A 21,255-nucleotide genomic window follows, 5' to 3' on the forward strand; every position below is an offset into this window, starting at 1 on the left:
CACGCCCCATCCACAGAGATGTGCACGATGAAGGAACAGCTGATGGCCCGGACGTTCGTCGAGCTCGCCGACAGTCTCGTCGCCGACTTCGACCTCATGGACTTCCTGCGCCTGCTCACCGACCGCTGTGTCGACCTGCTCGACGCGAGCGCGGCGGGCGTCCTGCTCGCCGACCGTGACGGCGTCCTGCGCGTCATGGCCGCCTCCGACGAACGGGTGCGCCTGCTGGAACTCTTCCAGCTCCAGAACCACGAAGGCCCCTGTCTGGACTGCTTCCACACCGGAATCGCGGTCTCCGTCCACGACCTGCGCAACGAGGCTGCCCGCTGGCCCCTGTTCACCGCCCAGGCTCAGCGCAGCGGCTTCACCGCCGTCCAAGCGCTGCCCATGCGCCTGCGCGACGAGGTGGTCGGCGCCCTCAACCTCTTCCACGCCACCCCGGCGCCCATCAGCCCCGCCGCCGCACCCTTCGCCCAGGCCCTCGCCGACGTCGCCACCATCAGCCTGCTGCAACAACGCACCACCGAGCGCAACACGCTCCTCAACGAGCAGTTGCAGACGGCCCTCAACAGCCGCGTCCTGATCGAACAGGCCAAGGGAAAACTCGCCGAACGCCGCCACACGGACATGGAACAGGCCTTCACCACCCTGAGGGCCTACGCCCGCTCCCACAACCGCCGCCTCTCGGATGTCGCCCGCGCCTTCATCGACGAAACCGAATTCCTCCCCGGCCTCAGTTCCCGAAGTTCCTGAGCAACCCTCTTCAAGAAGGGTTCGTCATGCCACTCGGCCCCCCTCGCGGGACTTCGCTCGACACCCCGGCCCGCGGCGACACCATCGACGAGGAGGAACTGACCGCGCTGGACGCCCACTGGCGGGCGGCGAACTACCTGGCCGTCGGGCAGATCTACCTCCTGTCCAACCCGCTGCTGACCGAGCCCCTGGCTCTTGAGCACGTCAAGCCGCGGCTGCTGGGGCACTGGGGCACCTCACCGGGACTGAACCTGGTCCACACCCACCTCAACCGGGTGGTGAAAGCCAGGGACTTGGACGCGATCTGTGTCTGGGGGCCCGGTCACGGTGGGCCCGCCGTGGTGGCGAACTCCTGGCTGGAGGGCAGCTACACCGATACGTACCCGGACATCACGCGGGACGCGGCCGGCATGGCCCGCCTCTTCCGGCAGTTCTCCTTCCCGGGCGGCGTCCCCAGTCATGTCGCGCCCGAGACCCCCGGATCGATCCACGAGGGTGGAGAGCTGGGCTACTCCCTCGCGCACGCCTACGGGGCCGCGTTCGACAACCCGGGGCTCCTGGTGGCCTGTGTGATCGGCGACGGCGAGGCCGAGACGGGCCCGCTGGCCGCTTCCTGGCACTCGAACAAGTTCCTCGACCCGGTACGGGACGGTGCCGTCCTGCCGATCCTGCACCTCAACGGCTACAAGATCGCCAACCCGGCGGTCCTGGCCCGGATACCGGAGCCCGAACTCGACTCCCTGCTCAGGGGATACGGCCACGAGCCCCTCCACGTCACCGGGGACGACCCTCATGCCGTGCACCAGGCGATGGCTCGCGCCATGGACGAGGCCCTGGACCGCATCGCCGCCTTCCAGCACGCCGCCCGCACCGAAGGCGCCGGTTCCGCCGTCACCGAACGCCCGCGGTGGCCGGTGATCGTGCTGCGCACCCCCAAGGGCTGGACCGGACCGGCCGAGGTCGACGGCCTCCCGGTGGAGGGCACCTGGCGGGCGCACCAGGTCCCGCTGTCGGCCGTACGCGAAAATCCGGACCATCTGCGGCAGTTGGAGCAGTGGCTGCGCTCCTACCAGCCGGAGGAACTCTTCGACGAGCACGGACGCCCCCGGGCGCAGGTCGTGGCCTGTGTTCCGGACGGAGCGCACCGCCTGGGCGTCAACCCCCGCACCAACGGCGGCCTGCTGCTGCACGACCTGCCCCTCCCGCCCCTGGAAGGGTTCGCCGTCCCGGTCGACAAGCCCGGCGCGACGGCGCATGAGCCGACCCGTGTCCTCGGCGACCTGCTGGCCCGGGTGATGGCCGACACGGGCGAACGGCGGGACTTCCGGCTGATCGGCCCGGACGAGACGGCCTCCAACCGCCTCCAGGCCGTCTACGAGGCGAGCGGCAAGGCGTGGGAGGCCCAGGTACTGCCGACGGACGAGCATCTGGAACGCGGGGGCCGGGTGATGGAGATCCTGTCCGAACACACCTGCCAGGGCTGGCTGGAGGGCTATCTCCTCACCGGACGGCACGGCCTGTTCTCCTGTTACGAGGCCTTCGTCCACATCGTCGACTCCATGGCGAACCAGCACATCAAGTGGCTGCGCGTCGCCCGAAGGCTCCCCTGGCGCCGCCCGATCGCCTCCCTCAACTACCTGCTCACCTCGCACGTGTGGCGCCAGGACAACAACGGCTTCTCGCATCAGGACCCCGGTTTCGTCGACCACGTGCTGAACAAGTCCCCGGAGGTCGTGCGGGTCTACTACCCACCGGACACCAACACCCTGCTGTCCGTGGCGGATCACGTGCTGCGCAGCCGCGACTACGTCAATGTCGTCGTCGCGGGCAAGCAGCCCTGCTTCGACTGGCTCGACCTCGACGCCGCCCGTGCGCACTGCGCCCGCGGCGCCGGGATCTGGTCCTGGGCCGGCACCGAGTCCGAGCGCGGCGAGCCGGACGTGGTGCTCGCCTGCGCGGGCGACGTACCCACCCTCGAGGTGCTGGCCGCCGCCTCGCTGCTCCGTGTCCAGCTGCCCGAACTCGCGGTACGGGTGGTCAACGTCGTCGACATCGCCCGGCTGCTGCCCGCGGAGGAACACCCGCACGGCATGTCCGAGAACGAGTACGACGCACTGTTCACCCCCGACAAGCCCGTCGTCTTCGCGTACCACGGCTATCCGTGGCTGATCCACCGGCTCTCCTACCGGCGCGCCCATCACCCGCACCTGCACGTGCGCGGCTACAAGGAGGAGGGCACCACGACGACCCCGTTCGACATGGTCGTACGCAACGACCTCGACCGGTACCGGCTGGTCATGGACGTCATCGACCGGGTGCCCGGTCTCGCGGTCCGGGCCGCGGCGCTGCGGCAGCGGATGGTCGACGTCCGCCATCGCCATCACGACTGGATCCGCGCCCACGGGGAGGACCTGCCCGAGGTCGCCGAATGGACCTGGAGCCAGTGACCACCCTGGTGGCGGAGATGCGGGTGGGGGACGCCGCCACCGAAGACGCGAAGGCCGTGCTGGCCGCGCTCGCGAGCGGTCCCGACGGACTGTCGGGGGGCGAGGCGGGTGAGGCGGCCGAGCGCCTCGCGGCCGTCGGGCCGAACGCCGTACGCACACACCACGTCCGCGTCCTGGCACTTCTCGGGCGGCAACTGCGCAGCGCTCTGCTGATCCTGCTGGCGGTGACGGCCGGGGTCTCGTACTTCTTCGGAGAGCGGACCGGCGCGATCATCATCGCGGGGATCCTGGTGCTGAGCGTGGCCCTGGGATTCGTCAACGAGTACCGGGCGGAGAAGGCGGCACAGGCCCTGCACTCGCGGGTGCGCCACACGGCCGTCGTGGTCCGGGACGGCGCGGCCACCGAGGTCGATGTGACCGAGCTGGTGCCGGGCGATGTCGTACGTCTGACGCTGGGACAGGTGGTGCCCGCGGACCTGCGCCTGCTGGAGTGCACGGCGTTCGCCTGCGACGAGAGCGTCCTCACCGGGGAGTCCGCCCCTGTCGACAAGACCCCGGAGCCGGTCGCCGCGGGGGCGGCGCTGGCCGAGCTGACGTCCTGTGCGCTGATGGGGACGGTGGTGCACGGGGGCGGCGCGACCGGAGTGGTCGTCGCCACCGGGGGCCGTGCCGAGTTCGGGCGGATCGCGCTGGGGCTGGGAGAACGGCAGCCGGAGACCGACTTCCAGGCGGGGCTTCGCCGCTTCTCCATGCTGCTCCTCAAGGTCGCCGCCGCCCTCACCACGGGAATCTTCGTCGTCAACCTCCTGCTCCACCGGCCGCTGCTCGACGCCCTGCTCTTCTCGCTGGCCATCGCGGTGGGGATCACCCCGCAGCTGCTGCCCGCCGTGGTGAGCACGAGTCTGGCGACCGGTTCACGGCAGCTGGCGCGGCGCAAGGTCCTCGTCAAACGGCTGGTGTGCATCGAGGACCTGGGCGACATGGACGTCCTGGTCACCGACAAGACCGGCACGCTCACCGAGGGCCGCATCCGTTTCGAGGCGGCCCTCGACCCGGCCGGCGCGCCCTCCGACACGGTGCTCAAGCTGGGCCTGCTGGCCGCCGAGGGCGACCTCGACCAGGTGGGCGGGAACGCGCTGGACAGCGCGCTGTGGCAGGCCACGGGCACTCCCCCGGCCGGTCACCACCGGCTCGCACTGCTGCCCTTCGACCACGACCGGCAGCTGGGCTCCGCGCTCGTCGAGCGCGCGGACGGCAGCCGCCTGCTCGTGGCCAAGGGGGCGCCCGAGGCGGTCCTGGCCCGCTGCGGGGACGTACCGGACGAGTCCGCGGTGGTGCTCCAGGAACACTTCGCGGCGGGCAGCCGGGTCGTCGCCGTCGCCACCAGGGACGCCGACGGGCAGACGTCCCTCACCGCGGCCGACGAGTACCGGCTGTGCCTGGCCGGCTTCCTGGTCTTCCTCGATCCGCCCAAGACCGGTGCCGCCGCCTCGCTGAAACGCCTGGCCGATCTCGGCATCACCGTCAAGATCTGTACAGGCGACAACGCGCTCGTCGCGCAGAAGGTCTGCGCCGACCTCGGTCTGCCGCCCGGCCGGGCCCTGACCGGCCGGGACATCGGGGAGCTGGACGACGACCAGCTGACCAGGGCGGCCGAGACCACCACCGTCTTCGCCCGCGTCTCACCTCAGGAGAAGGCCCGGGTCGTACGGGCGCTGCGGCACCGGGGCCGGGCCATCGGGTTCCTGGGCGACGGCGTGAACGACGCGCTGGCCCTGCACGCAGCCGACGTGGGGCTGTCCGTGGACACCGCGACCGACGTGGCCAAGGACGCGGCCGACGTCCTGCTCCTGGAGAAGGACCTCGGCGTCCTGGCAGACGGGGTCGCCGAGGGCCGCCGGATCTTCGCCAACACCATCAAGTACGTCCTGATGGGCACCTCCAGCAACTTCGGCAACATGTTCAGCGCGGCCGGAGCCTCCCTGGTGCTGCCCTTCCTGCCGATGCTGCCCTCGCAGATCCTGCTCAACAACCTCCTCTACGACGCCGGGCAGTTGACCATCCCCACCGACCACGTCGACCCGGAGCAGCTGCGCGCGCCCTCGCACTGGGACATCGCCTTCATCCGCCGTTTCATGCTCTTCTTCGGGCCCGTCAGCTCCGTCTTCGACTTCCTCACCTTCGCGGTCATGACCGAGATCTTCCACACGGGCGCGTCCCTGTTCCGCTCCGGCTGGTTCGTGGAGTCCCTCGCCACGCAGGCCCTGGTCGTCTTCGCGATCCGCACCCGCCGGGTACCGTTCTACCGCAGCCGGCCCAGCCGCCCCCTGATGGTCAGCGCCTTCGCCGTCGTCGCCGTCGGTGTCGCGCTGCCGATGTCGCCGCTCGCGGGGCCGCTCGGTTTCCAGTCCCTGCCGCTCGGGCTCCTCCTCACCCTGGCCCTGATGGTCGTGCTCTACCTGGTGCTGATCGAGAGCGCCAAGCACGTCTTCTACGCCCGTGCCGACGCGCGGGCCTCGCTACCACCGGTACGCCACCGCACCCTCCGGCACCGCATCCAGCGCCGGGCCGGCCGCTTCAGTCACTCCGGACCGCTGTGACCCTGGTGACGTGCTGTCACCGAGGTCATCAGCGGCACCACGATCCGCGTCACTCCGTCGGCCGAGCGGTCAGCCGTTCAGTGACTCCTCGGCGTCCCTCCGTGTCGGCCAGTCGTCCCGTCGCTCCCCGGCCTCCTCCGCACGGCCGCCGATCCGCTTGCCGCCGGATCCGACCCGTTCTCCGCTCAGTGAGAAGGCGGGCGCGATGACCGGTGACGGGACGGCGGGTTCGGGGATCACGACGCCCGTAGGCGCCGCGGGGCGCCGGGTCCTACGGCTGATCCGGTGCGTGACCCGTCCGTCGGACACGCCGCCGCTTTCCCTGCTCTGGTGCTCGAAGAAGCGGAGCATCTCCACGGGGAACGGCATCACGAGAGTGCTGTTCTTCTCGGCGGACACGTCCACCACGGTCTGCAGCAGGCGTAGTTGGAGAGCTCCGGGGGTGTCGGCCATGGTCGCCGCGGCGTCGCTCAGCCGCTGCGACGCCTGGAACTCGCCGTCGGCGGCGATGACCCGGGCACGACGTTCCCGCTCCGCCTCGGCCTGCTTGGACATCGAGCGCATCATCGACTCCGGGAGGGCGATGTCCTTGATCTCAACACGCTCGATGCGCAGCCCCCAGGGCTCCTCGGTGGGGGCGTCCATCACCTTCTTGAGTTCAGCGTTGATGTGGTCGCGGTCGGAGAGCAGTGTGTCCAGATCGGCCCTGCCGATGACCGAGCGGAGCGATGTCTGGGCGATCTGGGAGACGGCGGCGGGGTAGTTGCGCACGTTCACCAGGGCTTTGACAGGGTCGATGACCTTGAAGTAGACGACAGCGTCGACGGTGAGTGTCACGTTGTCGGCGGTGATGGACCCTTGCGGCGGGATACCGAGGACCTCGGTCTGTACGGACACCTTCCGCATCCGGTCCCCGATCGGCCGGATGAGCCGCAGGCCCGGCCCGCGGATGTCCGGCAGCAGCCGTCCGAAGCGGAACACCACACCCTTCTCGTACTGCTGGACGTTGCGCACGCTGAGGGCGAGCAGGACGAGCCCGGCCACGGCGAACACCGCCAGCACGGTGATCAGAACACCCATGGTTCCCACATTCCTTACGTCGATGACGGTCCCGGACCCGAGGGATCCGGCAAGCACACGGCACGGGCGGACCCCGGCCTGTCGTCTGTGATGCGGCCGGGGTCTCGGGCTGCCGTGGAGGAGTTGCCAGCTCCTGGGGTCGCGTGTCCGCGGCCACCACGGACTCTTGAGGTCGCGTGCCGGCCGAAGGTCGTGTGCCGGCCGACTCTTGAGGTCGCGTGCCGACAGTCACCAAGCGCGGTCGAAGGTCCCGCGTGCTCGGCTGTCGTCTTCATCCGAAGGATCACAGTGCCGGGAAGGAGCGGCTCCCCGCCGCCGTCCGCCAGGAGCCCGGCGGCGCTCACGGCACGGCGACCCTCCTCCCTCACCTCCTGGTGCGCCCGCCCGGCCCTGTCCGGCTGTGGCCGTGGTGGTCACAGCGCCTCAACGGCCCTCATCTCGCCGCCGGCGGAGCGGAAACGACCGGGATCTGCGGGCGTGCTGACGGCTCGCGGATCGCATCGTCCCCTTCGGAGTCCCAGGCCGTCTGAACGGCCCGGTCAGCCTCGGAGACTGTGCGCAGGCTCGCCGCCTCCACCATCAGTCGGCCCGCGTGCGAGGTGCGCAGGCAGTCTCTCCCCGCGGCCAGCAGCCAAAGAGCCGAGGCCGGAGTCCGCTGTCCCTGCCCACCCACGGGCACCGCGCCCGGGACAGCCGTCCGGTACGGATGATCCGCCAGGTCGCCTGTGACCGGCCCCTTCAGCGGATCGAGCACGGCCGTCGGCGAGGAATCAACGAAAGCGAAAGGCCTCCGGCATGACGGAGGGGAAGGCGTGTATGCGGGGATCGGCGTGAGGGTAGCGGTCGCATTCATGACACGAACCCGGCTCCGGACCGACCGAAACCGGCCCGAGGTGATCAAATCGCCGAAAGCGACACGGACATGGGAGCCGGTGCGCGAAATACCCTCGGTAGCACCGAGCGTACTCCGCCGATGGTCCGGACGGACTCCGCGTCCGAACAACACGGCCGCCGCAGGACGGGGGACGAGAACTCCGCGCCGCCCGGTCGTGTCACCGCAGCACCACCGACCTCCACCGCTCCGGGCTGCGCCGCTCGGTGCCGGGCGGAAGGCACTGACGGCCCTCGACCGGTGCGGTGACCACGCCCCCGGGTCCACGGCCCCCCTGGGTGCCGTGGACCCACAACCGGTCCGGCAGACACCGTCAACGGACAGCGGTTCCCCACCCCAGGCCGTCCTTCACGGCGGTGTCCATGCCGTCCATGAGCCCTCCGGCCTCCGCCTCCGTGGCCGCGGGCGGTACGACCAGCAGGTCCCACCGGCCGCGGCCGGGCACCAGCAGACAGACGGTGGAAGGGGCGTGCCGGCTGGTCGTCCGGCGCAGGCGTACCACCTGATCGGCGACGAGCAGCCGTACGGGGAACGGAGCCCATACGGCCTCGTCCACCAGGACGCTGCTCACGTGCCCCCAGGCGGGCGGCAGTCCGCCCAGCAGCTGGGGCAGTTCGGACGTCAGATCGGTCGAGCGGGGCCACCAGGCGCCGTCGATGCGCCGGGGCATGCGGCCCTGTGCCGGTTGGACCGACAGGCACAGGCGGACGGCGGACGACGAGGAGAGCGGGGGCGGGGGCGGGGGAGCGAGTGTCATGAGAACTCCTGAGGGACACGGTCGATCGGATTCACACACGACGGGCGGCGATACGGTCCGGGGTCGGCCAGCGCACGTCCCTGACCCAGCCGAGGCGTTCGAAGAGGCGGATGACGGCGGCGGACGGGTCGAGCTGGCCACGGTCGACGCCGTGCCGGGCGCTGGTGGGGTCGGCGTGGTGGAGGTTGTGCCAGCTCTCGCCGAAGGAGAGCAGGGCCAGAGGCCACCAGTTGGTGGCGCGGTCGTGGCGACGGGTGCGAAACGGACGCTCGCCGATCACATGGCAGAGGGAGTTCACACTCCAGGTGACGTGGTGGAGCAGGGCGATGCGGACAAGTCCCGCCCACAGCAGGGCGGTCAGAGCGGACGCCCAGGTGCCGCCGATCAGCCCGCCCGCGGCGAAGGGGAGGACGAGGGTGAGCACACACAGGGCCGGGAAGGCCCGGGACACGGCCTGGATGTCGCGGTCGGCGACGAGGTCGGGAGCGTAACGCGCGGCGGACGTGGGGTCGTTGCGGAACAGCCAGCCGACGTGGGCGTCCACCAGACCCCGCAACTGGCCGCGCACAGACGTGCCGTAGCGGTACGGAGAGTGCGGATCGCCCGGCCGGTCGGTGAAGGCGTGGTGGCGGCGGTGGATGGCGACCCAGCCGATCACGTCACCCTGGAAGCTCATCGACCCGGCCGTCGCGAGCACGATGCGCAGTGGCCGTACGGCCCGGTAGCCGCCGTGGGTCAGGCCCCGGTGGAACCCGACGGTGACGCCGAGGCCCGTGACCGTGTAGAGCACCGTGGCGAGCACGACATCGACAGGATGGATCAGGCGCCCCACAGCAACCAGCCGGCCAGGCCCAGTGCCAGGAACGGCAGAAAGACGATCAACGCCGTGATCGTCAGGGACAGCCGCTCGCTGCCGGTGCGCTCGCCCGTGGTTCCGCCGCACGGGAAGGGTGCCCTCCCGTCGTACTCCTGGAGCGGCGAGGCACTTTCCGGCTGAGCGGCGGACGGGGGACGGAGAGACTGGAAAGACATGGGCGGTCCTTGACCTCGGTGACGACAGTGCGGCCGGGGTCTTGGGCTGCGCCTCTTCGACGATGGGTGGGTGGATGCGATCGGCGGGCAGTCCGCGGAAGTCGAGCCAGGAGCGGAGCGGACCCGCTGCGTGCGAGGCGTTCGCTGTGAGGTGCAGTCGCGTCCCCGTTCCCGAGGGGCCCGCGACGCTGCTCGTCACCGGCGGAAGGCGACCGGAGCGCGTCCGCGACGCGCGGAACCGCTTCACAGTCCGCGGCGACCATACGGGCTTCACCCGGCCCTGCTCGCTCATGCGTGGCCTCGGAGCGGGGTGGGCAATGCGCGGCTTCGGGTGTCACGGGGCGGAACCTGCCCGGACCTGAGTGGCCCGCATCTCTCTTGCGACGAGGACGAGGCCTGTGTGATCACCGGCGTACGACGTGCCCTCGACGTCTTCACCGTACTCCTGACGGCACGACAGCCGCGGCAAGACCAGGAAGACTGAAGGAGTAGGTACGGTGAAGGCGTCGAGGGCGCACACCGGCTGCCGTGCCGGGTCGTTCCCGGCGAAAGGCAAAACCCGGGCCGCAACTTCACGGCCGTCGACTCCACACTGACCGAGTTGATCCGCCGAGAGCTCGCCCCCCTTCGGCGCCCTGCTGGAGCGTGCCTGGGCCGAATCGATCCCGTGGGGCGCGACAGAAGGCATGGGCCCGCAAGGACGCACCCGGCGCTGAAACCGAGCTGGAGGCGATCACCTGGCTCTCCTCAGGGTCCGGTGGTACGGATCCGCCCCAGACGACGCCGAGTTCGGTGCCGCATCCGCCCTTGGCGCGAAGTAAGAGGCGCAGCACGATGCGGTCATTCGCGGGGGCGTTCAAACACGGCGGTGGCGTTCGCGTCGTACGCCAGCGTGGAGATCACGTCGGCGTAGCCCCGGTCCAGCGTCTGCCGTTCACGTGCGGTGTGCGGGCCCACGGGGCGCTCGGACAGTCGCGCCACTTGTTGCTCGTGCGCCTCGGTGATCTTCTCGGCGGTCGCCCGCCAGTCGGCGTCGTCCGGTACGCGGACCAGTTCCACGCAGGCCGGTTGCCTGCCCTCGGCCAGAGCGGCAGCAGCGCGGTCATGACCGTCGAGGAGCAACCAACCGTCCAGGAAGGACACCCACCACAGCAGGACCGGGGCGAGAGTGCCCTCCCGGGCGTGCTTGCGGTACGCCTTCACGCGCGAGGCATCCGGTGCCGACAGCGGACGCAGCGGCAAGACACCGTGCCAGCCACCCCCGCAGAGCAGTTCGAGGGTGGCGTCCGGCCAGTCCTGAACGAGGTCACCATCCCAGATACCCGGAGCGAAAGTGGAGCGCGGAGTCAGCAGCCAGCGCCCGTGGTGCAGTGGGCCGAGCCCCGTCTCCTCCAGCCACAGCGCGTATCGGTGCGGCCAGTCGGCCCCGGTCCGCATCGCCGCGGCGGTCAGCGGCGGCAGTGGGGAGCGGTGGCCGGGCAGGCGGCGCAGGTGGAGGTCGCGGCAGCAGCCGTCGCCCTCCGACCGGGCCTGGATCAGCGGCCGTTCCCCCTGCCGGAGGGTCCACTCGCGGTCCGTAACGCGCTCAAAGCGCAGGAGGGGCGGGCCTGACAGCCCGTCCGGTACGGCCAGGACGACACCGCCTCCCGGTAGCGGTTCCCTCGTTGCCCTGGTCATGGGATCAGTGTCACCACGAGGGGTCGCTCACGTCCAGCGACAGCACAGGCACTTCCGCGAGCCAGAGCCTCACAGATGACGACGTCGCCGCCCGGCGGTAAGGGCGGTCGTCTCGCTGAAAACTGGTGGGCCGAAAGTCTCTCCGTCGGCATACTGAGGCCGCTGTCCCGTCGCCGAGGGAGACGTGATCCATGGAGGAGCCAGAGTTCACCGTGCTGGTGACCCATTCCGGGAACGGAGGACGCGAAGCCCTGCAGGCGATCGGAGCGTTGACCGGACTGAGCCTGTGGCGTAGCAAGCTTCTTCTGGACCGTGCCCCCGCGACGGTTGTGGAGAAGGTCCCGCTCGACACGGCCGCCGTCGCGGCCCGACGACTGCGGGAGGCCGACGTGTCTGCGGCCGTCCGCTGCACCTGGTGCGACAGGACAGTGCCCCGCGACGAATCCCCGCTCGACCCAGGCCCCTGCGCATCCCGCTACTGGCCGACCGCCCATTGCCAGGCGAACTCCCTGACCAGCTGTGATTGCGAGTTCTGCAGCACCTATGGCCCTACCGGCCTCACCCCGGAACTCGCGCAATGTCGGCAAACCTCCCCATCCGTTGAGCACCAAACCGACTGAGGCGACGAGCGGCACCGGACGGAATCAGGGCTCTGTCCGCGGTTCCTGATCGGACGGCTCCGCCTCCCTCACCGCCTCGTTAGGCTGGCCGAGTGACTGATCACGGCATTGAGTTCCCCGTTTTTCGTCTGCATGTCGTGCCGGCGGTTCTCGCTCTGGCGAGCCCCTCATGGCAACGCGATGTGTGGCTGCAGCCGGAGGAGTTCGAAAACCTGGACTACGTGATCAACGTGCTGTTCGACGACTTCTGCAACGCTGACGATCCCGCTCCGTGGCTGGGCAAGAGCCTCCGGACCGAGGAGGAAGTCACGCTCATGAAGGAGCTGGGCAGAGCCTACTCGCCGGTGCAGGAGTCCGTGGGCCGCAGCGCCCCGGATGAAGCCTATCTCGATGCCGAGGAATGGGGCTCCGTGATCGCCATCGCGGCCAGACTGGCTCAGGTGATGGTGACCAATGACCTTCAAGCTGCGGCTCTCCTTCAGGAGCAGCGTCAGCCCTCCTGAACGAGAGCCGTACGGCGAGCCTGACGCCCGGATCCTGATGGGGCCGACGACCTCGCAGTCTCCGTTACCGCCCGTCTGGCGTCGGCCCCGAACAGGGCTGGGACCCCCTCGGACAGCGGTCGGCATCCCTGTAACGTCCGTTCCATGATCGCTCTCGACGCACTCGTCCGGCTCTGCCCTCCGCCCGCCGATACGCCACCGGTGGACTGGGCGCAAGCCGAGGGCGCCCTGGGTGCGGGACTGCCGGCCGACTACAAGCAGCTCGTCGAGACATACGGCGACGGCATCTTCGACGAGACGATCTGGCTGCTCGTCCCCGACTCCGCCTACGACGACTGCGACCTGCACGCGCAGACGGCGGAGCGCGACGAAATCCTGGCAGACCTGTGGGAGTTCGAGGAGAAGCCCGCCGGTCTGCGGGAGGCGGGGGTGAAGGTCCTGCCGTGGGCATTCGAGGAGGGCACGGGGGCGTTCCTGTACTGGCTGGCGCGGCCCGGTCAGCACCCCGACGAGTGGACCGTGCTCTACAACGAGGGGCGCGGTCCCCTGTGGGAGCAGCACGACATGGGGTGCCTCGCCTTCCTGTTGGCGGTGCTCACCGGGACTGCGGAAACGGCGTACTTCGGGCACCTCCACGAGGTACTGAAGCCGATAGTGCACCGCTTCACGACGGCCGACGCGATTCTGGGAACGGCCGGACAGTGAGCCGTCGGCCGCTCTCGACGGATCGGGAGACGCGGTGAGGGGGCTGACGCCTGTGCCGGCGGGAGACCTGTCAGACGCGGAAGTACACGGTGCGTTTCAGGAGGCCGAGTGACGACTGCGCCCAGGCGAGGATGTTCAAGGTGGAATCCAGGTTGGCGGGAGGCTGGTTGACGAGGGTGTCCCGGCGGATGAGCCGATCGAAGTCGACCGTGACCGGGGCAGTCCGTACGCTTCCGTCGGAGTGGCGGAACCGCACACCGGCCGCGAGCATGACGTTGATCAGTTCCTGGGCGACGATCCCGTACGCGATGGTGGTGGGGTGAACGCCGTCGAGGGAGAACAGGCCGCCGTCGCTACGTCCTGTGCCGTCGCTGGTGATGAAGTGGGAGTTCGGCTCCGGGGCAAGGGCCTTCAGTTGCGGCGGCAGTTGGTAGGGCCGCCACCATGGCGGTTGGGCCGTCATGTCTTTGATGTACCGGCGTGACGCGAGCCGGTCGAGCAGGCCGGCCGTGTCCATGAGGAGTCAGTCCGCCCCCGTCGTCCGCGCTGTTCTCACCTGGTCGGTGATGGCCTCGTTGTAGAGGTCGATGGCACGGTCGACGTCTTCCGCCTCCTGCCCCGTCAGGTGAGGGTGAAGGACGGGGCTGAAGGTGTCATCGTCGATCCAGGGACGGGTGTAGTAGGGGAAGTACCTGGACCCTGGCGCGCTCTTGGCGCCGATTCCACGGGCGAGCGGGGCGATGGTGACGTGCGGGACGGTGCACCAGATGACATGGCGAGCCGCGATCTGCCGTACTTGGGCGACGATCTGCCGCAGCTCGTCCTTGAAGTGGCTGGGATCCCAGACCGTGTACGCCTTCTTGTGCTCCAGGTCGTCGTATCCCTCACCGCTCCACGCCACTTTGAGCTGGGTCACTGTCTGCAAGGCGTTGTTGGCGCCGAGGAAGACGATCAGGGTCTCGATTCCGTGGTCCCCCCCTCGGGACGGTCCTCACCGAGGCGGCGGGCCGCCGACAGCAGCGTCATGGTTCCGCCTCGGTCCACGCTGCCGGAGGGCAGGACCCGCAGTGCCGCGCGGTCACCGTTGTTCTCCACGGTCTGCCGCAGCAGGTTGTCGGCGGGCGCCGCGATGGCGTCCTGGCAGATCTTGGCGCTCTTTTCGAGGACGTCGCGCAGGTCCCAGCCGTACACGGAGAGGTTGTGGTTGATGGCGTCGATCTGCGGGACGACGCTTCCCGGCCCGCGCTCCCAGTAGTCCTCGGCCTCGTCCAGGAACCTGCGGGCGTGGAAGAGGGCCAGCGGGACCTCCCACCAGTCCAGATCCTTTCCGAAGCGCTCCTGAAGCTCCCTCAGCAGCAGTTCGATGTTGAGGGGCAGCCCTCCGTACCCCGGGTACACGGGGAATCGGAAGTCGGTGCCGGATCCCAGTTCGTGAGCGATGATCGCCGGGTAGGACAGGTCGGTGTTGAAGACCGCTCCGCTCTGGAACCCGTGCGTGAGTGAGTCGCCGATCGTCACGAGCCGATGGCGTGGCTCCTGTCCCTGCTCCTGGTCACCGACCGGAATGCCCAGCGTAGGGTCCGTGACCGGTTCGCGCGGTGGTTCTCCCCTGCCCGCCAGGACCTCGGCCGGGATGTGCGTGCTCATAGGGGCGGCCATGGTGTCCTCCTCGGCCTGATGGGCGTTCCCGCGTGTGTCACTGCTCCGCGATGTGTTTTTCGAGCCAGCCGAGCAGGGCCGCGAATGCCGGGGACATGGCGGCTTCGGACTGGGTCAGAGCGGTCGAGCGGCCGCCGTCCTCCACGGTGATCGTGTAGCTCATCGCGTCCCTGGCCCGGCTCGGCCGGTCCTGCCCGGCTTCGGGGGCGGCCGCCGCCACCAGGCGGTCCAGCTCTCCCGCCGCGCTTTCGGGCAGGGCGTCGGTGTCCAGCACCTTGGGCGGTAGGCCCAGGCGGATCGCAGCCGCCTGGCCTCCCTGTGCTTCCCAGGTCACCCTCATCGGGCACACCCTTCAGGCCGACCGACCGGCACTCCTCGCCGTCGGGGGTCGGCCGCGTCAACAGCCGTCGGTCACTTGCCCTTCAGCGCGGTCACGTCCCTGGCCAGCCCCGTCACCTGGGCGGCCAGTGCGCCGATCTGGCGGCTCACGGTCGCCATTCCCTTGTCACCGCCCGTGCCACCGTTCCGGTCGGCGGCGAGGCTTCGCGCCCGGGCGACGCCTGCCAGGATCCCGCTGATCTGGATGCCCACGTCCTGCCAGCCCGCCAGTACGGCCAACTGTTCGGCGCTGTCCTCGCCGAACAGTTCCGCGGCCTTCCGGTACGTGGTGTTCGCGAACTCCTGGAACTGGGTCTCGGCGTTGGAAGCCTTGAGTGATTCGTACCAGATGAGTCCGGGAGCCTCCCAGGCGAATCCGCCGATGCGTGCCGCCGTCAGGAAGAACGCCTTGTTCGGGATACCGGAGTTGACGTGCACCCCGCCCAGGTCACCCTTCTCGGTGTCCGGCAGTCTGACGAAGTTCTCCATGTGGTCGGGTTGGGGGTCTCTGCCGAACAGGTCGTTGTCGTACGCGCGCCCCGGGGCCTTCATCGATCGCAGGGCGTCGGCGTCGATTCCCGGGGTGAAGATGTCGGGCCCGATCAGCCAGTCCGCCTCATCGGCCGACTGCTTCAGTGACCATTGTTTGACCAGCGACCCGAAGACATCCGACAGGGATTCGTTCAGGGCCCCGGACTGGTTGTGATACTTGAGTCCCGCGGTGAGCTCGGTGACTCCGTGTGTCAGCTCATGGCCGATCACGTCGACGGATCCGGTGAAGTCGGAGAACATCCTTCCGTCCCCGTCACCGAAGACCATCTGCTGCCCGTCCCAGAAGGCGTTGTTGAACCTTTCGCCGAAGTGGGCGAACGCGTCCAGCCGCATCCCCTGGCCGTCGATCGAATCGCGGTTGAACACCGCCTTGTAGAAATCGCGTGTCGTTCCGAGTCCGCCGAAGGCTTTGTTGACGGAGTCATCCGGGGACTCGGGGCCGTCCTCCGACCGGGCGAGAACAGCAGAAGGGAGGAAGGTGCCGTTCTGGCAGTCGAAGACGGTCCGCCGGCCGTTGCCGGGGGTGGCAGCGGCGCCTGCGAAGGACGCCCGGATCCCTCGCTCGCCCCGCAACCGGGCGGTGGTCAGCATGGTGTTCAGTGCCGTCTGGCGCACTTCGCTGTCGTCGCTGCTCAGGAGCTTTTCGAGCAGGTGCGGGGGGATGATGCAATGGAGGTGGGAGGTCCTGGTCATGGGACACCTCGCGTACATGAGGAGGGGTGGGGAAACCTCGCTCATCGGATGTTGTCGCGTGGTTGTTCTCCGCGTTCGGAACACTCACGCCGACCCCGACTGGAGCTCGCCCTCGTCGATCGTCTGCGCCGGAGGCGGCGCATCGACGGTGTCGATCGCCAGGCGGACGGTTTTACTGTGACCGGGCAATCGCGTCTGACGCGCCGGGCCCCACCTGCTCCGCACCTCTGTACGGCGAGGTGAATTCCGGGATGCCGGCTCAGCCGTGTAGCGAGCGGTCTCACTGTCTCTGCTTCGTGCGCATGACCGAAGAGGTGAGAACCGTGTCTACTTCGATTATCCGCTCGGTGCCATCGACGCGCACCCCGGGCGAGGCTCTTTCCGAGGATGACGCGAACCCGGCCGACAGCTTTCCTCAGGCAACAACTTCCATGCACGCTCGACCACTTCGGACACGAGGTCGATGGTCACGGCCATGCCGTCGTTCACCACGACCTCATGCAAGCACGCCGGACGCGCCCACAACCGTTCCTGAACCCGAAACCCGAACCCCGCTACCGGAGGTTTCCGTCACCGGCTCTCGGCGCTTACCGGTTCCGCTCCGAGAGACTTTGCTCCCCTGCGCCTCGCCCCGCCGGATCCTCGGCGAATCCCCGAGCTGGAGCGAGGGGACGATCGTCGCGGATCAGCAGAGTTGCTGTGTCTTCCACCGGTCCCCCCAAGTCCACTGTGAAAGCGGCCTGTTCGCGTGCCATGGCTCCGTGCATGCTCGTCTTGGCCGGCACGAGCCGGGCGGAGGCGATATTCACGGGCACGACCTCGGTTCGACGGCGTTCACATCACTTGACCCGGTCCGTACGGTGTTCGCGTGAAAGACATTCTGATCGACGAACTCCGCACCGCGTACGACGCCCAACTCCGCGGTGTCACACCGCCCGGTGGCAGCGCCCGCGTCGAGAGGGACGGCCCGTTGACCCGCGTCGTCGGCTGGCACCGCGGCTTCGTCACGGGCCCACGCGACCTCGGTGTGTGCGGGGCGGAACTCGACACGCTCATAGCGCGGCAGCGTGACTTCTACGCCGCCCGTGGCGAGGCGGTCGAATGGAAGACGCGCGGCCATGACCTCCCCCCCCATTACCGTTTTGGTGGCCCCGCAATGGGGCGCCCGGCCTCCGGAGTTGGCATGACTGTCTCCCCCTGTCGAACGCATGGCCTGGGGGGTGGTGTCACCGGCTCCGGAGGCATCGACAGACCGCTGATTAGGGGCATGACCACCGGCCTTTCCGCAGGTCGGGAGGCTCTTCGTAATGTGGATGTGGCGATCGGTGCCGTGGGACGGCCGGGTGTGGGGACGACCGGAGGACGCACGTGATCGACGTCAGTGACATCGGCGCCTTCCTCGGCCTGGACGTCGGCAAGGGCGAACACCACGCCACCGCCGTCACCCCGGTCGGGAAGAAGGCATTCGACAAGCGGCTGCCCAACAGTGAACCCAAGCTCCGCGAGGTGTTCGGGAAACTGCAGGCCAAGCACGGAACCGTGCTCGTCGTGGTCGACCAGCCGGCCTCCATCGGTGCCCTGTCCCTGGCAGTCGCGCGTGACATGGGCTGCTCGGTCGCATATCTCCCCGGGCTGACGATGCGGCGGATCGCCGATCTCTATCCGGGCGAGGCCAAGACCGATGCCCGCGACGCCTTCGTCATCGCCGACGCGGCCCGCGTCATGCCCCACACCCTCCGCTCGGTCGACCTCGAAGACGAGACCATTGCCGAGCTGGAGATGATCGTCGGGTTCGACGACGACCTGGCCGGCGAAGCAACCCGCATCAGCAACCGCCTTCGCGGTCTGCTCACGCAGATCCACCCGGCGCTGGAACGGGTGCTGGGCCCGCGGCTGCAGCACCCGGCCGTCCTCAAGCTCCTCGACCAGTTCGGTTCACCAACCCAGATTCGCAAGGCTGGACGCCGCAGGCTCGTGACTTTGATACGTCCGAAGGCCCCGCGGATGGCCGAGCGGCTGGTCGAGGACATCTTCACGGCCCTGGACGAACAGACTGTCGTCGTCCCGGGCACCGACGCAGCCGCACTGATCGTCCCCAGCCTCGCCAACTCGCTCCAGACCGTCCTTGAACAGCGAAAACTCCTCGCCGCAAGGATCGAGGAACTGCTGGAGAACCACCCTCTTTCGAAGGTCCTGACGTCCATGCCGGGGATCGGCGTCAGGACCGGAGCCCGCATCCTCATCGACATCGGCGACGGCAGTTCGTTCCCGTCCGCCGCCCACCTCGCCGCCTACGCAGGCCTCGCCCCGGCAACCCGCAGCTCGGGCTCCTCGATCCGCGGCGAACAGCCGTCCCTGCGGGGAAAAAAGCAGCTCAAACGGGCCTTCTTCCTCTCCGCGTTCGCCGCCCTGGCCGACCCCGTCTCCAGGGCCTACTACGACAAGAAGATCAGTCAAGGCAAGCACCACACCCAAGCCCTCCTCTGCCTTGCCAGACGACGAGCCGACGTCCTCTTCGCGATGCTCCGCGACGGCACCTTTTACGACCCACAACCCGTCCGATCGGGTTGACCAAACCCATAGGGGCACCCCCCCGACCTCACTGACCGACTCACGGCAGCCGGTTTCGTCGCCGAGGCCAGCGAGACCGTGCTCATCGGGAAGTCAGCGGAACTCGCCGCCGACCCCGTCCTGCCCGACGGCGTGACGCTCCGCCAGATCCGACGTCGAGCGCATTGCCGCCATGGAGAGCATCGTCTGGGGCGAGGACTGGAGTTGGCTCGCCGACGACCTGGCCGCCCGGATCGAGAACGCCCCCGGAGACATCGTCGTCCTCGTCGCCGAGGCACGCGCCCAAGTCGTCTGCGCCGCCTGGCTGGTGTTCAAGGACGGCGTCGACTTCGGCGGCCTCTGGGGCGGCTCGACGCTCAAGGAATGGCGCGGACAGGGAATCTACCGGGCCATGGTCGCCCACCGAGCCCAACTCGCCGCTGCTCGCGATGTCCCCTACGTCTATGTCGACGCCTCGGCCGACAGCGCCCCGATACTCACCCGCCTCGGCCTGCACGCGGTCACCACGACGACACCGTATGTCTGGTCGCCCTGAGCTCAGCCGGCGTTCGCCGGCCCCTCAGCTCGCGCCCGGGTGCCGGCGAGGCGGTAGGGGTCAGTGCCGGTCTCGGTGATGGTGCCGTTGAAGATCAGGCGGTCGACGATGGCCGCGCGGTGCGCTTTGGAGAAGGGGGCAGTGGATGTGATGCCGACACCGCTCATCTCCTCGTGTTCCGTCAGGACCTGGAAGAGGCGTTCGGCGCCGTGACGGTCGAGTTCCAGGTGGCGAGTTCGTCGTGCAGAGGAGATCGACGCGTCCGTGGCGGGCGACAGTCTTGATCAACGGCTTCTCGTCCGCGGCCTCGATCAGCTCGTTGACGAACTTCGTCACGAGGGAGTGGCGGACACCGTTCTGGACGTGCGCGAGCCGCGCCTGCGCGGGGCGGCACCCAGAGGCGAGTCCACGGGTGCCGCCTGCCGTATCCGCGGTGTACGCCAGGTGTCCGGCGCTGCGTGGTGCGGCCGTGACTCGACCGACCCGGCCTGGTTCGGCCCACAACCAGCCGGAGACCAGGGGTCATCCGGGCATCAGCCCTGCCTTCGGCCCTGTGGTGAGCGCGCGTTGGCCGGGCGATGCTGGTGCCGACGGCGTGCGCGGGATTGAAGGCGCCGAGCCGGTTCTGCGGGACGAGCTGGATGCGGCGGCGCCGGTCCCCGGGTACGTCGGCGGTAGAGGCTTGCAAGCTGCACGTAGCCAAGGGTGACGGCGCCGCGGGCGGGCGGGTGGAGGCCTGCGCAAGCGCGGACCAGCAGGGCGGAATCGGCCAGCCGAGCCAGAACTCCGATGTCAGGGAACGATGTTCACGCCCCGGCACTCCCGTTGCCCCGCTCGACCGGGATCCACAGCTGGGAGTTGGTCTCCGCGCCGATCTCCACCGGCCGCGTCCGCAGCAGCTCCGGGCCCGGTCGGGTCGTGTACCGGTTCGAAGGGAACCACTGCGTGAACACGTCGCGCCACAGCTCCTGGAGGGCGCTCGGATAGGGCCCGTGGTTGTCGAAGACCGCCCAGGTCCCGGCCGGCACGTCGAGGGCGTCGAGTTCCTCGGCGACCACCTCAGGACCGGTCACCACGCCCACCCAGTAGTCCGCCTCGGCGCCCTCCTCCCGGCTGTCGGTCAGGTACACCACCGCCGACAGGACCCCCTCCGGCTCCCTGTCGCCCAGCTCCTTCATCCGCACGATCGCCCGCTCGTCCAGGCTCTGCACGTGCGCCGCGGCTGCCGCGTTGAGCCCCTCGTGCACGAGGGGGACCCGGGCCTTCCTGCCGACGACCTGGAACGACTCCTTCTCCACGATCCGGTACCGCATCGTCGTACTACCCTCGACGACAACACGGAAGGACATGCGCGGCTGTGCCGAGAGCACCGCGCCCGTTCGCCGGGCCTCGCCCGGCCCGATGCCGTGCACCGACCGGAACGCCCGGGCGAACGCCTCGCCCGAGCCGTACCCGTACCGCACCGCGACGTCGAGCAGCGTCGGCTCCCCGGCCAGCACCTCGGCCCCGGCGAGTGTCATCCTCCGGCGCCGTACGTAGACCGTGAGCGGCATCCCGGCGAGCGCGGAGAACATCCGCCGGAAGTGGTATTCCGACACCGCGGCGATCCGGGCCACCTCGGCCATGTCGACCTCTTGGTCGAGGCAGGCCTCCAGGTGGTCCAGCGCCTGATTCAGCCGCTCCAGCACGCGTGTCCGTCCTTACTTCCGGGGACAGCTACCGATACGGCCGGGCTGGTGGACGACCGGCCGGGCCGCCGCCAGGCCGCTGGGCAGGGTCAGAGGGGTCGACCTCCGGAAGA

16 protein-coding genes and 4 pseudogenes are annotated in these 21,255 nt (G+C 69.3%); 9 read left to right on the top strand and 11 right to left on the bottom strand.

What is annotated here, in order from left to right; translation table 11 throughout:
• Positions 1–27: 27 nt before the first annotated feature.
• Genes ACF07B_RS20835 through mgtA form a run of 3 tightly spaced genes read left to right on the top strand, consistent with a single transcriptional unit; the run spans position 28 to position 5,800 of the window.
• The gene (locus tag ACF07B_RS20835; protein ID WP_392179982.1) at positions 28–753 is read left to right on the top strand and encodes an ANTAR domain-containing protein; all 726 of its coding nucleotides are present in this window, start codon (positions 28–30) and stop codon (positions 751–753) included.
• 26 nt (positions 754–779) lie between these two features.
• Positions 780–3,200, top strand: coding sequence for a phosphoketolase (locus tag ACF07B_RS20840; protein WP_392179983.1), 2,421 nt, complete (start codon positions 780–782; stop codon positions 3,198–3,200).
• Positions 3,182–5,800: a magnesium-translocating P-type ATPase gene (gene mgtA, locus ACF07B_RS20845; RefSeq protein ID WP_392179984.1), complete on the top strand. Its 2,619-nt coding sequence runs from the start codon at positions 3,182–3,184 to the stop codon at positions 5,798–5,800. The genes ACF07B_RS20840 and mgtA overlap by 19 nt, the downstream gene beginning before the upstream one ends.
• Positions 5,801–5,869: 69 nt before the next feature.
• Here the strand turns inward: mgtA and ACF07B_RS20850 are convergent, their stop codons facing one another.
• From ACF07B_RS20850 to ACF07B_RS20865, 4 genes and pseudogenes are all read right to left on the bottom strand, one after another.
• A complete protein-coding gene (locus ACF07B_RS20850; protein ID WP_392179985.1) occupies positions 5,870–6,880 on the bottom strand; it encodes a slipin family protein in 1,011 nt (336 codons plus the stop codon).
• A 1,205-nt stretch (positions 6,881–8,085) separates the two neighbouring features.
• Positions 8,086–8,529, bottom strand: coding sequence for a DUF5994 family protein (locus tag ACF07B_RS20855; RefSeq protein ID WP_392179986.1), 444 nt, complete (start codon positions 8,527–8,529; stop codon positions 8,086–8,088).
• Positions 8,530–8,560: 31 nt separating this feature from the next.
• Positions 8,561–9,561, bottom strand: a pseudogene (locus ACF07B_RS20860) (acyl-CoA desaturase).
• Positions 9,562–10,401: 840 nt separating this feature from the next.
• Complete coding sequence (locus ACF07B_RS20865; RefSeq protein ID WP_392179987.1) at positions 10,402–11,238, bottom strand: hypothetical protein; 837 nt, start codon at positions 11,236–11,238, stop codon at positions 10,402–10,404.
• 191 nt (positions 11,239–11,429) lie between these two features.
• Here ACF07B_RS20865 and ACF07B_RS20870 point away from each other — a divergent pair, with 191 nt between their 5' ends.
• The 3 genes from ACF07B_RS20870 to ACF07B_RS20880 all read left to right on the top strand — a co-directional run bounded on the left by ACF07B_RS20870 (position 11,430) and on the right by ACF07B_RS20880 (position 13,066).
• Entirely contained in the window at positions 11,430–11,858 is a 429-nt protein-coding gene (locus ACF07B_RS20870; protein WP_392179988.1) for a hypothetical protein, read from the top strand.
• 92 nt (positions 11,859–11,950) lie between these two features.
• A complete protein-coding gene (locus ACF07B_RS20875; RefSeq protein ID WP_392179989.1) occupies positions 11,951–12,361 on the top strand; it encodes a hypothetical protein in 411 nt (136 codons plus the stop codon).
• A gap of 144 nt (positions 12,362–12,505) precedes the next feature.
• Positions 12,506–13,066: an SMI1/KNR4 family protein gene (locus ACF07B_RS20880; protein ID WP_392179990.1), complete on the top strand. Its 561-nt coding sequence runs from the start codon at positions 12,506–12,508 to the stop codon at positions 13,064–13,066.
• 70 nt (positions 13,067–13,136) lie between these two features.
• On the opposite strand, the gene ACF07B_RS20885 is transcribed toward ACF07B_RS20880, so the two are convergent.
• The 5 genes from ACF07B_RS20885 to ACF07B_RS20905 all read right to left on the bottom strand — a co-directional run bounded on the left by ACF07B_RS20885 (position 13,137) and on the right by ACF07B_RS20905 (position 16,348).
• Entirely contained in the window at positions 13,137–13,583 is a 447-nt protein-coding gene (locus tag ACF07B_RS20885; RefSeq protein ID WP_392179991.1) for a hypothetical protein, read from the bottom strand.
• A 6-nt stretch (positions 13,584–13,589) separates the two neighbouring features.
• Positions 13,590–13,982 carry a hypothetical protein gene (locus ACF07B_RS20890; RefSeq protein ID WP_392179992.1) on the bottom strand — a complete coding sequence of 131 codons (393 nt, stop codon included), beginning with the start codon at positions 13,980–13,982 and terminating at the stop codon, positions 13,590–13,592.
• 35 nt (positions 13,983–14,017) lie between these two features.
• Positions 14,018–14,725: a hypothetical protein gene (locus tag ACF07B_RS20895; RefSeq protein ID WP_392179993.1), complete on the bottom strand. Its 708-nt coding sequence runs from the start codon at positions 14,723–14,725 to the stop codon at positions 14,018–14,020.
• Between the two features lie 37 nt (positions 14,726–14,762).
• A complete protein-coding gene (locus ACF07B_RS20900) occupies positions 14,763–15,065 on the bottom strand; it encodes a protealysin inhibitor emfourin (RefSeq protein ID WP_392179994.1) in 303 nt (100 codons plus the stop codon).
• A 71-nt stretch (positions 15,066–15,136) separates the two neighbouring features.
• Positions 15,137–16,348, bottom strand: coding sequence for a M4 family metallopeptidase (locus tag ACF07B_RS20905; RefSeq protein WP_392179995.1), 1,212 nt, complete (start codon positions 16,346–16,348; stop codon positions 15,137–15,139).
• Positions 16,349–17,216: 868 nt separating this feature from the next.
• Between ACF07B_RS20905 and ACF07B_RS20910 the strand changes: the two are divergent.
• The 3 genes and pseudogenes from ACF07B_RS20910 to ACF07B_RS20920 form a co-directional block, all read left to right on the top strand.
• Positions 17,217–17,477: pseudogene (locus tag ACF07B_RS20910) on the top strand (GNAT family N-acetyltransferase); the annotation flags it as partial.
• A gap of 239 nt (positions 17,478–17,716) precedes the next feature.
• A complete protein-coding gene (locus tag ACF07B_RS20915) occupies positions 17,717–18,919 on the top strand; it encodes an IS110 family transposase (RefSeq protein WP_392179996.1) in 1,203 nt (400 codons plus the stop codon).
• A gap of 18 nt (positions 18,920–18,937) precedes the next feature.
• Positions 18,938–19,454, top strand: a pseudogene (locus ACF07B_RS20920) (GNAT family N-acetyltransferase); the annotation flags it as partial.
• A gap of 2 nt (positions 19,455–19,456) precedes the next feature.
• Here the strand turns inward: ACF07B_RS20920 and ACF07B_RS20925 are convergent.
• A pseudogene (locus ACF07B_RS20925) lies at positions 19,457–19,805 on the bottom strand (ATP-binding protein); the annotation flags it as partial.
• A gap of 455 nt (positions 19,806–20,260) precedes the next feature.
• Entirely contained in the window at positions 20,261–21,142 is an 882-nt protein-coding gene (locus ACF07B_RS20930) for a GyrI-like domain-containing protein (RefSeq protein WP_392179997.1), read from the bottom strand.
• Between the last annotated feature and the right edge of the window lie 113 nt (positions 21,143–21,255).

This window comes from Streptomyces sp. NPDC015532, from assembly GCF_043078065.1.
In the GTDB taxonomy this organism is placed as follows: domain Bacteria; phylum Actinomycetota; class Actinomycetes; order Streptomycetales; family Streptomycetaceae; genus Streptomyces.

Excerpts from the sequence above, each read along its gene's own strand:
- ACF07B_RS20850 (WP_392179985.1), bottom strand. The coding sequence starts at position 6,880 with ATGGGTGTTCTGATCACCGTGCTGGCGGTGTTCGCCGTGGCCGGGCTC.
- ACF07B_RS20865 (WP_392179987.1), bottom strand. The coding sequence starts at position 11,238 with ATGACCAGGGCAACGAGGGAACCGCTACCGGGAGGCGGTGTCGTCCTG.
- ACF07B_RS20900 (WP_392179994.1), bottom strand. The coding sequence starts at position 15,065 with ATGAGGGTGACCTGGGAAGCACAGGGAGGCCAGGCGGCTGCGATCCGC.
- ACF07B_RS20880 (WP_392179990.1), top strand. The coding sequence starts at position 12,506 with ATGATCGCTCTCGACGCACTCGTCCGGCTCTGCCCTCCGCCCGCCGAT.
- ACF07B_RS20895 (WP_392179993.1), bottom strand. The coding sequence starts at position 14,725 with ATGGCCGCCCCTATGAGCACGCACATCCCGGCCGAGGTCCTGGCGGGC.
- ACF07B_RS20835 (WP_392179982.1), top strand. The coding sequence starts at position 28 with ATGAAGGAACAGCTGATGGCCCGGACGTTCGTCGAGCTCGCCGACAGT.
- mgtA (WP_392179984.1), top strand. The coding sequence starts at position 3,182 with ATGGACCTGGAGCCAGTGACCACCCTGGTGGCGGAGATGCGGGTGGGG.
- ACF07B_RS20855 (WP_392179986.1), bottom strand. The coding sequence starts at position 8,529 with ATGACACTCGCTCCCCCGCCCCCGCCCCCGCTCTCCTCGTCGTCCGCC.
- ACF07B_RS20870 (WP_392179988.1), top strand. The coding sequence starts at position 11,430 with ATGGAGGAGCCAGAGTTCACCGTGCTGGTGACCCATTCCGGGAACGGA.
- ACF07B_RS20885 (WP_392179991.1), bottom strand. The coding sequence starts at position 13,583 with ATGGACACGGCCGGCCTGCTCGACCGGCTCGCGTCACGCCGGTACATC.
- ACF07B_RS20905 (WP_392179995.1), bottom strand. The coding sequence starts at position 16,348 with ATGACCAGGACCTCCCACCTCCATTGCATCATCCCCCCGCACCTGCTC.
- ACF07B_RS20840 (WP_392179983.1), top strand. The coding sequence starts at position 780 with ATGCCACTCGGCCCCCCTCGCGGGACTTCGCTCGACACCCCGGCCCGC.